The following is a 17,201-nucleotide window of genomic DNA, read 5'->3' on the forward strand; positions in this document are numbered from 1 at the left end:
ACTTTCACTCCATTCTTACTAAAATTAATTATACCAATTTTATTATTTTATATTAACCCCTATTTTACTTTATAATTTATCTAGAAAGAGTAAAAAATATGCAAAATTTAAGTTTTAAAAAAGTAACTCAAAAGATATTAAATAAAATTATTGAAGAAAATAAGCAATTTTTAATTCCTTCAAATAATTCAAATATAAAATATTTATTTAAAATTAATGATCTTCTTATTAGTATTTATAATACAAATACATTACTTATTCAAGGAAAAAAAGCTTTAGAATTTAGTTTAAAATATAATTTAAAAGACCATAAAATTAACAAAGTAGTTAATAAATTTATTACATTACCTAATATTGGTTGTGACGAAGTTGGTGTTGGAGACTTTTTTGGTCCTTTAATAACTTGCTGTGCTTATGTTGAAAGGGACTTTGAAATTAAATACCCTACTTTATTAGCAGAAATTACTGATTCAAAAAAAATTACAGATATAAATATCTATAACTTATTTGAAAAAATCAAAGATAAAGTAATTTGAGAGATTTATATTTTGGAAAATAAGAAATATAATCAAGCTTTTGATATTTATAAAAATACTCATATTTTAAAGGCAATCTGTCACAATCAAGCTTTAAAGCGACTTTTTAGAAATAACAATAATCTGAAAGAAATACCTATAATTATGGACCAATTTGCAAGTGAAAAAAATTATTATAATTACTTAATTGATCAAGAAATTATAATTAAAGATATCCACTTTGAAACCAAAGCTGAATCTAAATATCTTTCAGTTGCTTGTGCCAGTATTATTGCAAGATATCACTTTTTAGAAAGCATCAAAGATTTGGAAAAAGAATATAATGTCAAACTGCCTTTAGGAGCTAGTAATAATGTAAAAGAGTATGTTAATAAATATAAAGCTGAGATGAAAGATAAAGTAACAAGTTTTACTAAAATGCATTTCAACAGTAAAAAATAAAAAAACCCTTATTATAGTTAGGGTTTTTTTTATACTCAATGATGGACGCATTGAGTAGGCACTGATAGCGTATTAATAATTTAATACACGAAATACAGAGTGCTAGTAAAACTAACACCTTATTATTATATTCTTAAAAAAAAAAAAAAAATAGAATATAAAATTATTTTTTTAACTTAAAATTATTTTTACTTCTTTTTTAAAAACAAACTCGACTTTTGCTTCATTTAGCATTTTTTTAGCTATTTTATTTTCAATATTTCCCTCATATTTATCAGAAGAATAAACAATTTTTTTGATTCCAGATTGAATAATACTTTTTGTACACTCATTACAAGGAAATAAACTAGTATATATTTCACATCCTCGAACAGATTCTTTTGAAGATAATATTGCGTTCAATTCAGCATGAACTATATATGGATATTTTGTTTTTTCTAATTCGCCTTCTCTTGATCAAGGATAATTATCATCATTTAAACCTCTTGGTAAACCATTATATCCTGTAGAAACAACTTGTTTCAAATCATTAACTATAACACAACCAACTTGAGTTGATGGATCTTTACTTCTCATTGCATTTAGTTGAACCATTGCCAAAAAGTAAGTATCTCAATCTATGTAGTCTTTTCTTTTCTTCATATTTTTAACCTCATTTTGAAATATTACCACTTGCATCAATATATCAATTTCAACCATTTTTTATAATAATTGAGTTTGCTTTTTCAGATGTCATTCAATTTTTCATGACATATAACTGTAATGAACCTACACTATATGGATCATGTGCTGGTGCATAATAACTTATTAAAGAAAATGTAAGTGGCAATAGTAATGAAATAGTTAAAATTATAATTGGTAATATTATTAATTTGTCTAATGTTTCTTTTTTATAAATTAATAGTAAGTAAATACTTGACGAAATTGCAGCTGATGCAATAATCATTATATAAAGGTGAGCTTGAGCTAAAAATAATGGATAAATAACTAAACATAAAATTGGGAAAACCATTCTATTTTTTGAAAATAATTGAATTGGTTCTCTTTTTTTGTCCCAAGTTGTTACTGCCAATACTCCTAAAACACTTGCCATAAAACCTAAACCACCTGAAAAAACTGCTTGTTGAGTTGGAACAGTTGCACTAACAAAGAAACCTACTAATGGATAAGTAATAAATATAGCAATTGCAAACTTAATTGAACCAACTAGACCCTCTGTATATCTTGCTAATTTAATAGCTGATCCAGCTACAAATATTTGAATTAAGGCCATAAAAATACCACTAGAATTTGATGTAAAACCATATGTAAAAATTCTTCATCATTGTTGACCAACAATTGTTAAATTTCTATTTGTTGCTCCAAAAAATAAATCAATTGAAAGCCCGTTTGTTAAAGGAAATCATAATAAACTTAAAACAGCTGTAATTGAAGGCATAATTATGAATATTGCAATTAAAAATATTGATATTGGACTATTTCTATTCATTCTTTGAATTGCTTTTTTGAATTTTAAATTAGAAGATTTTGTTGGATCTTTTAATATTTCAACCATTTCCTCATCAGAAATATAGTCCTCTTTGGTTTCTTTTTCTGGTTCTTCAATAGAATCAATTTTAGAAAAATAAGGTTTTAACTTAATTTTAGTATTTTCTAAATTAGAAACACTAAAAGTTGTTCCTTCCAATTCAATACCAATATCAGAATCACTCAAAGCAATATTTAATATCTCTATTTTTTCTCTTTTTTGTGATTTCAAAGTTTCTTTTATTTCATTTAAGTTTTTATCAGTTGTAACTGGTGAACCCAAAGTTACTCTAATTATTTTAAATTTAGCCTTTGGGTTAATTAAATAAGATACATAATCATTACTATACTTTTCCAAAGCTTTATATTTTTCAACTTTAACAAAATAGTGAACTAAATTCAATTTTAATTGATTAAAATTTATCATAATATACTCACCTATTCTTTAAACATATTGATTTTATCATTAAATTCTTTTGGTAAATCACTTATTAAGTCTAATTTTTCATTAGTTATTGGGTGATTAAATGTCAATCTATAAGCATGAAGATATTGACCAAATTCTTCTTTCATATCTTCTTTAAAAGCATATAAGGGATCTCCTACAACTGGATGCTTAATATATGCCATATGAACTCTAATTTGATGAGTTCGCCCTGTTTCAATAACACAACTTATTTTTGTATGTTTCTCATAACGTTCTAAAACAGTAAAATTTGTAATTGCATGTTTTGAGTTAATATCTGTTGTTGTCATTTTTTTGCGATCACCTTTATGACGACCAATTGGCGCATTAATTTTACCAGCATTTGGTTCAATTACCCCATGAACTAAAGCAATATATTCTTTATGAATTTCATTATTTGCTAACATATTTGTCAGACTTTTATGTGTTTTATCATTTTTGGCAACTATCATCAAACCTGTCGTCATTTTATCAAGTCTATGAACAATCCCTGGTCTTAAAACTCCCCCGATTGAAGATAAGTCTTTTACTTTAAATAATAACCCATTTACTAATGTTCCAGTTGGATTACCAGCTGCTGGGTGGACAACAAGACCATTGGGTTTATTAACTATTAATAAATCTTTGTCTTGATAAACTATTTCAAAATCAATATCTTCTGGTTTTGCTTCCATTTCACTTGGTTCTTTAAAATTCATTTTAATAACATCACCAGATAGTAGATTATGTTTAACACTAACTTCCTGATTATTTACAAGGACATCTTTTGACTCAATTAATTTTTGAACATAACTTCTAGAAAAATCATATTCTTCTTTTAAATACTCAGTTAAGAATTTATCTAATCGTCCTGCATCATGTTCTAATTTAATTTCTAATTGATTCATCAGCTACTCCTTATTTTTATATTCTTTTCATTGTTTTTTAAATTCTTTATTTTTTAATAGGTAATCTTTATATGATAATTTTTCTTCCTTTTTAGTAATTATTTTAGATCAGTATTCTTCAAATAAAATTGTTTTTTTATTATTAATATCACAATAAAATTCATATTTTTCTTGATTTTTTTTCTTCATATTAAATTCAAAAATCTCTAATACTATATATACTATGAAAATTACAACAATAATTCCAACTGCTATTGAAACTCATGCATCAGCTAAATTAAATATAAAACCAGAATCTCATAATTCAAATTCTAAAAAGTCAACAACTCCTCCACTTACTCCATGTTTTGAAATTGGCGCTCAAGCTCTTCCTAATAAATTGGCAATACTTCCTGAAACCATTAAATTAATTGGAATTAGTCAGTATTTATTTTTTATAAAAATAAATACTGCAATTAAAAGTAATGTCACTAGTGCTGCAATTGTAATTGCTAAACTTTTATTATCAGCATTCATACCATAAGCTGCACCAGGATTAATTGTGTAACTAAATCTTATAAAGCCTGGGATAAAATCGACTTTTGTTCCCTCTATTTGCATTTGACTAACAACAATTGCTTTACTAATTCAGTCAAATCCTATTAAAAACACCATTAATGGTAAACACCATATTAATTTAAATTTAAAAATATAATTATAGTTTTTTAAACCTGACTTAATATTAAATAAAAAATCCTTCATTTTTTCTCACCTTAATTTATTACATTAAAACATCTTTGGCAAATATCTTCATTTAATTGATCGAAAATTGCTCAACATCTTTGACATTTTAACCCTTGTTTTAATTCTACACTAACATTAGCTACCTTAGAGTTAATTTTACCTTTTAAATCTGAAAAGTTTATTGAATTAACTATTAAAATTTGATTTAAATCTTTAATTTCTTTAATAAAACTAAATTCTTTGGGAATTTCTAAATTAATAACTGCTTCAAATCCCTTTTTGATTATTTTTTCATTTCTTGCTTTTTCCAATGCTTCATTAACATCATCACGCAAATTTAAGACTGTATTTCACTTTGAAATAAAATCCTCTTTTTGCAAGAAATTTTGTTCTTTTAAATCTAATAAGTGAATTGAATCTTCTTTTTTGAGATTTTCAATATTTTGATATGCTTCTTCAACTGTGTGAATTAGAATTGGTTTTAGCATATCAAGCAATGCTCAAAGTTGTTCATAAATTACAGTTTGTACTTGTCTTCTTCTTTTTGAATTAGCAGCTTCAACATAAATGATATCTTTAATAAAGTCTAAATAGAAAGATGATAAATCATTTGTAACATAATTATTAATTAACTTAAAACCACTATTAAATGAATAAGTCTCCATTGCTTTATAAAACTTATTTTTAGTAACAGATAAATTGTTTAAGGCAAATTTATCAACATCTTCTAGATTTTTTTGATAATCCTTTTTGGGATTGAAATCTACTAAATTAGATAAAATAAATCTAATTGTATTTCTAATTTTTCGATATGACTCTGAAACTTGCTTTAAAATATCTTTACCAATTCTTTGATCATCTGTAAAATCTGTTGAAAATACTCAAAGTCTTAAAATATCTGCTCCTAAATCATTTGCTATTTCTAAAGGGTCAATTGTATTTCCAATTGATTTTGACATTTTTTTACCCTTTTCATCATTTGTCATACCGTGAGTAATTAATTGTTTATATGCAGGTTTGCCATCATAAATTACAGAGTTAATCATTGAAGAATTAAATCAACCTCTGTATTGATCATTTCCCTCTAAATAAACATCAAAAGGTCTTTTTAAATTAAAGTTTTGTTCCATTGCTAAATTTGAACTTCCTGAATCAAATCAAACATCTAAAATATCAGTTTCCTTTTCTCAACCTAAACCTTTAAATTTATCAGGTAAGAAAGTATCTGCTGGTAAATCAAATCAAGCATTAGTACCTTTTTTTTCAATAATGCCAATTGCATACTCTACAATTTCATTCGTTAATTGTGGTTGTTTGTTTTTATCAAAAAATGCAATAATGGGAACTCCTCAAAGTCTTTGACGAGAAATTGTTCAATCATTTCTATCTTTAATAATATTTCTTAATCTTTCTTTTGATCATTCAGGGTTTGTTTGCACATCTTTAACAATAACTTTATCGATTGATTTTTTTACACTTTCTAAACTAACAAATCATTGATGAGTAGCACGATAAATTACTGGTTTTTTAGTTCTTCAATCATGAGGATATGAGTGCTTTACAAATTTAAGTTTTAATAATAAATTTTTTTCTTGCAAAGTTGTACCAATTATTTTATTAGCATCTTCATAAAAAATTCCCTCTAATCTTGAATCATTTATTGTTACATCAAATTTTCCTTGATTATCAATTGGAGCAAAGGCCTTTATTTTATTTTTTGTTACAATTTCAAAGTCATCTTCTCCAAATCCCCCCGCAATATGAACAAGTCCAGTTCCAGCCTCACTTGTAACATGATGACCTAATACTGTAAATCCTGTTTTATTTTCAAATCATGGGTGTTGATAATTAATTTTTAATAAATCAGATCCTTTAAAAATTTCTAAAACTTTAACTTTTTCTCAACCAATTTGTTCTGAAACTGAGTCAATTAAATCTTTTGCAATGATAAATTTTCTATTATCGTTTTCTGGCTTAACTAAAACATATTCTAAATCTTCTCCAAGTGCAATTAATTGATTTGAAGGAATTGTTCATGGAGTTGTTGTTCAAATAACAAAATTAGTATTTTCAAATTTTTTATTATCAATAATTTTACATGCAACAAAAATTGTTGGTGACTTTATTTCAGCATATTCTATTTCAGCTTCAGCAAGTGCAGATTCACTTGATGGAGATCAATAAATTGGCTTCAAATCTCGATAAACTAAATTCTTTTCAACCATTTTTGCAAATAATTTAAGTTCACTTAATTCAAAATCATCAGTTAAAGTAATATATTTGCAATCATAATCTGTAAAAATTCCTAATCTTCTAAACTGCTCTGATTGGTTTTTGACTTGATTAAGAGCATACTCCTTACAAAGATTTCTAAATTCTACTGGTTTTAATGCTTTTCTATCAATACCTGTTTTTGTAATTGCAGTTTCAATTGGAAGACCATGAGTATCTCAACCCATAATATAAGGTGAATAATAACCAGATTGATTTTTTCAACGCACTATAATATCTTTTAAAATCTTATTTAAAGCATGCCCAACATGAATATTTCCATTTGCATATGGTGGCCCATCATGTAAAACAAAACTTGGTTTTTGTTTATTGATTTGCATCTTTTTCTGATATATTTTTTTATCTAATCAATCCTTTTGTAATCTTGGTTCTTTAACTTTTAAATCTGCTTTCATATCAAAACTTGTTTGATTAATAAGTAATGTATCTTTATAATTTTTTTCCATATTTTTTTCCTTTCAAAATAAAAACGCTCCTACAATAGGAGCGTTTTAACGCGGTACCATCCTAATTTAAATAAACACAAAAAATAGATGTTTATTTATCTCAATTGAAATGTTAACGCTTTTCTTGCGAGAAGTTCTACTAAGTAAAATACTTTTCTTCTTCTAAAATAAATAAGTGATAATTTTAGTAATTCTATATTAACTCTCAGCAAATGTTAACTCTCTGTGAATAGATTTTATTAAAATCTTGTCTTATTGTTTCTATCTTTTTCACTATTTTCAATAAATTTTTTCAAATTTATTCCATTATTTCATTTTTTTGGATTTTTGGGTCCAATATTACCACTTTCATCTTCTGGTAAAGGTTCTTTACTACTTGGATTTGATAAAATTTGATCAATATTTATTCCAAAAAAACTAAATCCTAATAAGTTTCTTGTAATAGATTCTCCCAATTCATTTTTATCTTTAGCTAATTTTACCAAAGCAGCTGATCAATTACTTTCACCATTTTCAGGATCTTCTTCATCTTTAATCTTAAATCCACTTGCAGAAGATGAATAAGTACTTGCTACACCTATTTTTACAGGCTTATCACCTAAATAATAGACTTCTGCTTGGTCATTTCATTTTTTATCAATTAAGTTTTTAAGTGTTCCATAAAAATAAGCTGGATCTTCTTCTTTTCCAATTCCATATGTTGATTTTATTTTTTCACCTTTTTTAATAAATGTAGTATTACCATTATACTCAATTGAAATATCTTCTTTTGCTGTCACAAAATTAATATCTCTATAAGCATTATACATTAGTAAGTCAATATTTTCATATCAACCATTTAAATCTTCAATAAATGGAATTGAAGTTGGCTTGTTTGTAGAAACTCCATCTTTAAATAATCATTGAATTTTAGTAGATAATGATAAATAAAAATCCTTGTTATTTAATCAATAAATAACCATTATTTCTTTAATTACTTGGGAAATAGTTGCTTGACTTTCTCTATTGTATAGAGTTTTACCAGCAATTGCTAAACTAATTCCATCCAAACCATATGTGTCAACTAAAAAGTAAATTCGATCTCTAAGTTGGTCTTTTTGCTTCCACTTTCAAATCATTCTATCAGCAGTAGCTCCACCTCAATTAGCAATAATTTTAGTTTCATTTTCTAAAGATTGATTTTCTTTTTTTTGTTTTCTATCAATTAGATACTGAGAATTATCAATATCATAAACTCCTCGGTCAGCAGTTTCTGGTTCTGTAGTAAAATCGTTAATATTTAAACTGTTAATATCTCCTTCACCTTCTTTTGTATATAAAGAAGAAATATTTATGATATCATAAGGGTTTTTTTCAGATTCAATTACTGCTTTAATTTGTGGTTCTCTTCATCCAAGTTGTTCTTTGCCAATAACATTTCCCCAATTTCATCAATATCCCATTAAAGTGGACTGTGATTGTTGAATAGGATTTCTTGCTTTTCTAATTGCTTCTTCACTAGCTTTAAAGTGAATTTCTGCTGTTCCCTTTGCAATCCTTGAATATTCTGATGTTCTAATAGTTGCCACATAATTTTTAATTTTACTTTCATTTTCAGTTTGTCTTGTTAAATTAAAATTACTTGGATAACTTAAATTTCTTTCCTCTTTAATAGAATTTACATCAAATTGAAAATTTGCAATTCTTTCAATATCTTTCTTGCTATCAACAGTTATATTATTAATTTTTGCTATTGCTTTAATAATCTCTTTTTGATTTACCTCTGCCATTTCTCCTAAATCAAAATTATATTTAAAGGATTCTATATCTTTTAAACTAAAAGAACAAGCTACAACTGTTGTGGCTGTAGTTGAGACAAGAAACGAAACAGAAGCTAAAGCAGCTAGTAATTTTTTCATAAAAAAATCTCCTTTTTATGATTATACAATAAAAAACACTAAAGTCTTTTTTGTATTATTTACTATTTTTTATTAAATTTTGCAATAATTTCATCCAAATATTGACTAATATTTGGATCTTTATTTTCAATAAAATACTCATGTTTCTTTAGAAAATCTTGCAAATATTGACTAAATTCTAATGGATTTTTATTAATTTTTTGTAAAGTTAATTCAATTTCTTTTTTAAATTCATATGCTAAATTTATAGCTTTAGAAATTATTATTTCTGAATTTTTTCTAGCAATTTCATAAACATTTTTAGTTCTTTGTAATCCAATTTTTGTATATTCTTCTTTATTTTTATAACTATCTAATTCTTTCTCTAACATTTTTATTTTTAATAATAAATCTGAATTTTCCATTATAATTTTCCCTCAAAATTCCAATTTAAAGAGATCTCTGCAGTCTTTTTAAATTTTTCACGATATTTTTCATTTTTGCTAACAATTATATTAATGATTAAATCGAAAATAATCATTTCTCCTGGAACAGATGAAATTGATGGATATTTTATTTTATCATTGCTAATAGTTTGTGTTTCAATTATATGAATTTTATTGATATCCAAATCCTTTTCTAATTGTTTAGAAGTTATTTCCTTATCAGAAGTTAGAACTAAAATTGGAATATTTTTATTATATGTTCATTTAATTGATTCAACTATTTCTTTGGTTCATCCAGTTCTTGTAATGAAAATAACAAAATCGTTTTCATCAAAGAAAATTGCTCTTTGAACATAGTTATGAATATTGGAAACTGCTTGAGCCATAATATTTATTCTTGATAAATTTAAGACAAAAGAACTTGCACTTATCTGTTGCTGCTCTATTCCAAATATCATTACTCGTTTTGAAGAATAAATTTCTTTTGAGATTAATTCAATTTCTTCATTTTCTATACTATTTAATGTTTCATTAATTGTATAAATTGCAGCTCCCCTAACATTATGAATAATTTCTTCAATTGTATTATCATCACCTAACTTATAATAACTTCCTTGCATACGTGACTTTTCATAAACAAACATTTGTATAGATTTAAAAGACTTAAATCCCAACTTTTGGCAAACCCTTGTCATAGTTGACGGACTTACATTGCTTTTCTTTGATACTTCTTGTATAGAATGACTACAAAAGAATTCCGGATCATTATTTACTAAATTTAATATCGAACTTTCAGTAGAGTTTAATTTCTTATCATTTAAATCAATTATTTTCATCTTTTATTACCTCTTTTTTTTAGTTTTTATTAAAGAGATTTTTTTGATATATTTAGAATTATTTTTTAATTCATCCATATGATTTTCTCTTAATTGTTTTAATTCTACTATATTAGAGCATTTTTTAATATCTCTGATATAATCAGTTGAAAGTTTTAAAACAATACTAGTTCCATAAACATCAACTTTTTTTTGTTTTACTTTAAATATTATAAATGTTATTAAGCAAAAAGATAATATTAAAATTAAACTATAAGTAATAATAAATGGAATTGCTAAATTTTCTCCTAGTCTAAAATCAACTTTATATAGTTGCTCTTCACCTAAACCTTCATATACTAAATTCTTTGCATTTACCCAACCTGCTTGCATTACATTAAGCATATATCTTTGTGGGAGAAAATATAGTATAAAATTTAGTCAATTAATTCTTGCAACTACTTCATAAGGAAAAGCACAACCTAATAAATTATAAGAAAATATATAAATTAAAGAAACATAAATTGAACCAACAACAGTTGATTCTACAAACATAAAAATTGCATAACTGATTAAAACACAAAGTAATCACAAACTTATTGTTCCTCCAAGAAACATAGTTCAGTTAACTGATGAAAATAAAGCTCTCTGCTCTTTAAAAAATAGTAATGTGAGACACATTAATAAAACTATAATACAAAAGTTTATTGTAAAGTTTGCCAAAATATTTGCTCCTGGCTTTATAAAACTATTTAAACCTGTGCTATTAATTCTTTTATCAAAACCACTATTTTTATTATTTGAAAGTGCTCTATGAAAAGTATGTATTCCATTTCTTACAATTAATGCTCCAATAGCTGAAGAGAACAGAAATGGATTATTTCCTTTAAAAAGTAACCATATAAATAATGTAAAAATAACAAGAAAAACTCCAAGAAACATATTTAATGGAGAATAAATAAAAGTTTTTAAAGATAAAATATAAAGATCTTTAAAACTCTTAAAATTATTATTTACTTTTTTATATTTTTTATGAATTTGCATTTTCAATTTTTCCCTTTGCTTTTCTTTTTTTCTTTTTCTCTTCAATAATTAATTTCTTAACTTCCATTATTTCATTTAATTCTTCAATTGAATTTGCCTTTTTAATACTGTAAATAATTGCATTATGTTTTAAATTAGTTGGATACTTTTTAAGAAGATTCTTTTTATAACCAAAAACTCTTTTTAAAAGTAAATAAATTCAAATAGTTAAAATTACTAATATTATAAATGAAATAATATATGGAATTCAAAAGTTACCATTGTAGCCAAACTGATTTGTTTCCATACCAATATCATTTGCTCACCCCGAAGCCATTATATTTAAAAAATATCTCTGAGGAAGAAAGAAACCAATTATAATGATAGGTTTATTTTGCTCTAATAATGTTCATGGAATTCCCAATCCTAATAAGAACATTGGTAAAAAGTAAAAAATATTTGCTATAACAGAAGCTCATTCATAGCTTTTAGAATGAAAAACTATTATTAAAGCAATTAAATTTGATGAAATAGCTAGAAGAAAAAAACCTAAAAATAAAATTGGTCAATTAACATTAACTATCTCTTGTCTTTGGTCTGAAAATAACATACTTATTCCGAACATAAACACAGCTACTAGAAAATTAACTATTTGATTAAATAATATAATAATTGAGAATACAAATGTCTTTGAAATTTTAGTAGAAAAAAGTCGTTCAAGAAACCTAGAGGATTTAAAATCATAAATGGTTTTTACAAGATTAAATAAACAATTTCTAATTACACTAATCCCTATTGCACTAGCAACAATAAAATTATCAACTACTAAGTCCTTATTGCCAGCTCCAGTACCAGCATTTTTAAAGGCTAATCATATGACAAGAGTAATTGTCGTAATTATTCACCCAGAAAAAACTACAAACAAATCTTTTTTATAATTGGATAATTGCATTGAGAAAATTATTTTAAACGTGTTTCAATTACTCTTTTTCATATTTTACCTCCCTTTAATTTTCTTTTTTTCTAATTTTTGTTGTTTTTTAATTGATTTATTTTCAAATTTCATAGCTCTAATTTCTTCTTGTATATATTTTTTCTTTAATGATGATAGTTGTTCCAATTCCTTTTTTGATAACTGAGCTGTAAGCTCAGTTGCATAAACAATATATTTATTGGATTTAAAACTTTTATATAAATCTTCTTCTAAAAAAAGGAAAAACTTTTCTGTTTTTGTAAAAAATAATAAAGCTGATTTTTTATATTTTACTTTTGATTCTAATTTGGTAACTCTTTTTCTAGTCTTTTTAGATATTTTAATAGCCATCTTTGTATGTAATAAAACTTCATCAATATTTTTTCTATTAATAGCAGTTGATAATAAACTAACTAAAACATTTTCTAATTCATTTAAGTGATAATTAATATTTCTAATATATACAATATTTGACTCATGTTCACTGCCAACATTCTTTTCTAAAAATGCATCATAATGCTCTTTAAATATTTTTCTATTATCTTCAAATTTTTTTAAAATTGGTTTAAATAGAGGGTCTGGTTTTACTTTTATTTCTTCTTGACTGATAGCATCCATTATATTTAGAGAGTACTTTTCAAATGTTAAGTTTTTTTGTCAATCACTAACATGGTCATCAGATATTATAAAACCATTATCCAAAACAATAACTCTTTCACAAAGTAATTCGAAAGTTGAATCATCTGGTGAAATTACTACAAACGATGCTTCATATTTTTCTTTATATTCTTTTAAAAATTTTAAAATTTTTATTTTAAAATCTAATCCTATTGAAGATGAAACTTCATCTAAGACAACTAATCTTGGTCTGTTTATTATTGCCAAAGCAATTGAAAATAATTGCAGTCAAGAAGTATTACAAGAGGATAACGTTTTGTTTCATCTTAAATCAATACCAAATACTTCTACAAGATCATCAATTCACTCTTTATCTTGAATATCATTAATATTTTTATATAAACTAAAAACTTCTTTTACAGTAAAACCCTCAGGTCAGGTTGTTTGTCTAAATTGAAATCCAATATTTGCCATAACATTTTCGTCATTAAAATTATATTGAATGATTCCCCCAGATTGCTTTATTTGACTTGCAATTAATCTAGCTAAAACACTTTTTCCAGATTGATTTGGACCAATTATTGCTAATCCTTCACCTTTGTTAATTTTCAAATTAATTTTCTTAATGACTCAATTTGTTTTATTAAATATTTTTGAAACATTCTCTAAAGAAACTGTTACTTCATTGTTTTTCATCTTTTTCTAACCTTTCTATTTATTATTTATAAAATCTTCAACCAACTTTCAATACATAACAGTATGTAAAACTTGAGTTCTTATATGTTCTCCTGTTAAAAAAATATGTAATGCATCTTTAACTTTTAAAACTTTTCTTAAATTATAGAATTTTTCACTATCTTGATAATCTGTTACTTTATCTTTTTTGGAATGTAAATAAAGTACTGGAAAAGAATTTTTGCATAAAGGAATTCTATATGTTATTGTATCTGCTTCAATATCTATTTTATATTTTTCATTATATACTTTATAAACTCCCTGTAATATTTTATCTAAAAAATTACCAATAAGTGTACCTCCAATTGTATTAATAATTCTTTTTAAAACTTTTGTAGTTTCAAAATATGGAGAATCAGCAACAGCAAACTTAATATTATATTTTTTAATGTTATTTGAGATGGCAACTCTATTAACTGTATGAGCTCCCATTGAAAATCCCAATAAAGATATTTCTTTTGTTTTAAAATTAGTTTTAACAAACTCCAAAGCATGTACTAAATCCTTTTCTTCATTAATACCCATTGTAATAAGTGCATCATCTGATTCACCATGATTTCGAAAATCAAATGCGAAAATATTATAACCAAGTTTATTAAAATAATAACTTGCAATTGCCGATGATTCTTTTGAAGATGAAAAACCATGACAAGCTATAATTCATTTTTTTGATTTTTTCTTGTTTAAGTGATAAATACCAACAATATTTTTTGAATCAAAAGATTTAAATTCAACTTTTTTAAATTCTTTGACATTAAGATTTAAAACTTCTTGATCATTTGTTTGTTCAAAAATAGCTTGTTGATATAAACTTAATAAATTTATATATCCATTATTTTTATATAAATCATAATTCTGGCGATTGCGATTGTTAATTAAGCTTATAACTTTTTCAATTAATAAATTGTTCATAATATTTTTCCTTACTAAATAAATAGTATAAAAAAAATCTACATAATTGTAGATTTTTTAAAACTTTTATTATTTTAATCAGTTTGCTCTTTTCAATGAGCACCATGTCTATTTCTATATCAATCTTCTGCAATTATTGTCTTTCAATCTTGATAGGCTTTATAAGCAGCTTTTCATTGCTCTCTTCCTAAAATTTTTGAATTAATTGTAACATTGTAGTATTTATATTGACCAGTACCAAATGCTTCATATGATTTTGTATATGGAGTCAAATAGTTAACTGTTCAAACAGTTGGCATTGCTTTTGTATATAAAGTTAATGTTAAAAAATCTTTATATAATAATTGTGTTTCAGTTTCAGCAAATTCACTAAACCTTTGATTTGATTCTGCAACTTCTAAATCAGTTTTTTGAAAATCATTTGAGTAAGTTTCATAAGCTTTCAATACATCTTTTGTTGCACTATTTTCATCACTTGGATTGTCTAATGATTTTGCATAAAGTCTATCAGTTGTAATATTGTAATCTGAACCTTCAACTTCATTTGTTTCAACTGCAGAAACTTTACTTTTAAATAATCTTGAAGTTCCATTATACGCTCCATAAGGACCTCATAATGTCATTGTTTCTAAAAAACTTGATGGGTCTTTGTAGTCAGGTGATCAACCACTTACAAACAGGTCAGTTGCTCCTCTTGAACCATTTGTTCTATATTCATCTGTTGATGATAAAACTTTAGTTTGTACAAAGATGGGATTATTTTTAATTTCATTAAATTTTTTAAACATCATATTTAAGTAAGGGTTTAATGAGTTGTTATTTGAAGGACTTAAAATAAGTTTTAAAATAACTTTTTCTTCTGATTTACCTTTTACTTTTCTTTTTTTAATATTGTTTAAAGTAATATATTCATTTATATTCTTAATTAATTCATCATTATTTTTGTTAGTTAAATCTTTTGACTTATTGAAATACGGATCTTTACCATCTTTTAAACTTCAATCAGCATCACTAGAAGTAACACTACCACCATTGCTTTTAATTATTTCATCATAACTATCTGATACATATTGTGTATAATCTTTAGCACCATTACTAGCAACTCCATAACCTGTATAAGTATTTCTTAACATTTGTGATGGTTGCCCAACCTCATCAATTGTTTTTGAAAAATATCTTACAAAGTCAGTTCTATCTAATGCTGTTGATAAAAATGTTCTTGCATCAATTGATTGAAGTAGTTTTGAAGCATCCAAAGCTCTATCTCTATCATCAGGTTTTAATGAGTTATCATCAATTTCTGAGTTATAAAAGTTATATACTAATAAAAATGAACCTGAAGCATCTGGAGAAACAATTGGATATGCTCCTTCAAAATTTGGATTTTCATATGCTTCTTTACCTTGACCAATATAGTTTTTTCAACCTTTTAAGTCATCTGATTTTAATTCAAATCCAGTTGTTGAACCTGATTCAAATAAAATTCTTTCTTTTGTAGCTGATGCATCATCAACATAGTTAAATTCTAAAGTATTAATTTTTGTACTATCTTTTAAAACATAATGCTCATTTTTTTGTAAAATAATTTTTCCATTTGGATTTGCTTGAGTAGGATAATAAGAAGCATTATACATTGCTTGTGTAAAATCTTTAATATCACCTTTATCTGCTGTAAAAATTGGTGAAAAAACTGAGTATGTTAATAAACTTTCAAAATATGGAGCTTTTTTTGTTAAATCAAAAGTAAGTAATTCTGGAGTTGTCTCTGAAACAGTAATTCCAAATTCGTCAGAATTGTTACTTCAAATTTTTTCTTTTTCTTCTTTAATAGCAGCATTTAATTTTGCAGTATCTTCAGGTGTTTTCTCACTTTTTTCAAATTCTGCTTGAGCTTTTGAAATATTTTTTTGAATATCAGAAGCACCTTTGATAAATGATGTTCACAATGAAGCAACATCTGAACCATTTTTTGGATTTAAAGCAAATCAAGCTGCTTGTCTAACTCCGTCAATAACAGAAGCTTTTCCCTCTCCTGTTTTAGTTTGGTCAGAAGATACTTTACCATCTTGATCAACTATTTTTCCTTGATAATTAACTCATGTCATTGGTCTTGTTTTATAAGTTCATTGCTGACCTTCATTTTTCATATCACCTACATAAGAATAATTTGAATCAGAAGTATTTTGCTCTTCTCCATACTCACTTTCAACAAGAGAACCATATATTCTTCCATATTGGTCTGTTGATAAAAATGTATCAAAAGAATTAGCTCAAATTCTTGCATCTTCTGCTTGCATTGAATATGCTGTATTTCAACTTGTTACATTTGATGTATAGATAGATTTGAATACATCTGTACTTACTGCTCTATCCATTAGATATTTTAAAGATGTTCCACAAGAGACAACAGAAGATGAAACTAATGTAGTTGTTAAACCTAAACCTAAAAGTCCTAATGTTTTTTTAAATAATATTGACATTTCT

14 protein-coding genes are annotated in these 17,201 nt (G+C 25.2%); 1 reads left to right on the plus strand and 13 read right to left on the minus strand.

The features are described 5' to 3' along the window. The first annotated feature begins 98 nt into the window (after positions 1-98). Complete coding sequence (rnhC, locus tag SCANT_RS03890; protein WP_053946415.1) at positions 99-977, plus strand: ribonuclease HIII; 879 nt, start codon at positions 99-101, stop codon at positions 975-977. A gap of 171 nt (positions 978-1,148) precedes the next feature. Here rnhC and SCANT_RS03895 read toward each other — a convergent pair whose 3' ends face one another. The 13 genes from SCANT_RS03895 to SCANT_RS03955 all read right to left on the minus strand — a co-directional run bounded on the left by SCANT_RS03895 (position 1,149) and on the right by SCANT_RS03955 (position 17,197). Continuing rightward, positions 1,149-1,619 carry a deoxycytidylate deaminase gene (locus SCANT_RS03895; protein WP_053946416.1) on the minus strand — a complete coding sequence of 157 codons (471 nt, stop codon included), beginning with the start codon at positions 1,617-1,619 and terminating at the stop codon, positions 1,149-1,151. A gap of 4 nt (positions 1,620-1,623) precedes the next feature. Beyond that, positions 1,624-2,931, minus strand: a complete 1,308-nt coding sequence (locus SCANT_RS03900) for a rhomboid family intramembrane serine protease (RefSeq protein WP_053946417.1) — start codon at positions 2,929-2,931, stop codon at positions 1,624-1,626. Between the two features lie 11 nt (positions 2,932-2,942). Further along, positions 2,943-3,857, minus strand: a complete 915-nt coding sequence (locus SCANT_RS03905) for an RluA family pseudouridine synthase (protein ID WP_053946418.1) — start codon at positions 3,855-3,857, stop codon at positions 2,943-2,945. A 3-nt stretch (positions 3,858-3,860) separates the two neighbouring features. Beyond that, the gene (locus tag SCANT_RS03910) at positions 3,861-4,511 is read right to left on the minus strand and encodes a signal peptidase II (protein WP_200902956.1); all 651 of its coding nucleotides are present in this window, start codon (positions 4,509-4,511) and stop codon (positions 3,861-3,863) included. Positions 4,512-4,609: 98 nt separating this feature from the next. After that, positions 4,610-7,318, minus strand: coding sequence for an isoleucine--tRNA ligase (gene ileS, locus SCANT_RS03915; protein WP_053946420.1), 2,709 nt, complete (start codon positions 7,316-7,318; stop codon positions 4,610-4,612). A 239-nt stretch (positions 7,319-7,557) separates the two neighbouring features. Beyond that, on the minus strand, positions 7,558-9,216 hold the full coding sequence (locus SCANT_RS03920) for a glycoside hydrolase family 18 protein (protein ID WP_053946421.1): 1,659 nt from the start codon (positions 9,214-9,216) through the stop codon (positions 7,558-7,560). 62 nt (positions 9,217-9,278) lie between these two features. Next, a complete protein-coding gene (locus SCANT_RS03925) occupies positions 9,279-9,620 on the minus strand; it encodes a hypothetical protein (protein ID WP_053946422.1) in 342 nt (113 codons plus the stop codon). Then, entirely contained in the window at positions 9,620-10,477 is an 858-nt protein-coding gene (locus tag SCANT_RS03930) for a MurR/RpiR family transcriptional regulator (RefSeq protein ID WP_053946423.1), read from the minus strand. The genes SCANT_RS03925 and SCANT_RS03930 overlap by 1 nt, the downstream gene beginning before the upstream one ends. Positions 10,478-10,483: 6 nt before the next feature. Beyond that, a complete protein-coding gene (locus SCANT_RS03935) occupies positions 10,484-11,506 on the minus strand; it encodes a hypothetical protein (RefSeq protein ID WP_235443284.1) in 1,023 nt (340 codons plus the stop codon). Further along, positions 11,487-12,473: an ABC transporter permease gene (locus SCANT_RS03940; RefSeq protein ID WP_053946425.1), complete on the minus strand. Its 987-nt coding sequence runs from the start codon at positions 12,471-12,473 to the stop codon at positions 11,487-11,489. Before SCANT_RS03940 ends, SCANT_RS03935 begins: the two co-directional genes overlap by 20 nt. A gap of 3 nt (positions 12,474-12,476) precedes the next feature. After that, positions 12,477-13,766: an ATP-binding cassette domain-containing protein gene (locus SCANT_RS03945; protein ID WP_053946426.1), complete on the minus strand. Its 1,290-nt coding sequence runs from the start codon at positions 13,764-13,766 to the stop codon at positions 12,477-12,479. A 15-nt stretch (positions 13,767-13,781) separates the two neighbouring features. After that, positions 13,782-14,717, minus strand: a complete 936-nt coding sequence (locus tag SCANT_RS03950; protein WP_053946427.1) for an alpha/beta hydrolase — start codon at positions 14,715-14,717, stop codon at positions 13,782-13,784. A gap of 74 nt (positions 14,718-14,791) precedes the next feature. Continuing rightward, complete coding sequence (locus SCANT_RS03955) at positions 14,792-17,197, minus strand: ABC transporter substrate-binding protein (protein ID WP_053946428.1); 2,406 nt, start codon at positions 17,195-17,197, stop codon at positions 14,792-14,794. Between the last annotated feature and the right edge of the window lie 4 nt (positions 17,198-17,201).

Source organism: Spiroplasma cantharicola (assembly GCF_001281045.1).
Taxonomy (GTDB): domain Bacteria; phylum Bacillota_I; class Bacilli_A; order Mycoplasmatales; family Mycoplasmataceae; genus Spiroplasma_A; species Spiroplasma_A cantharicola.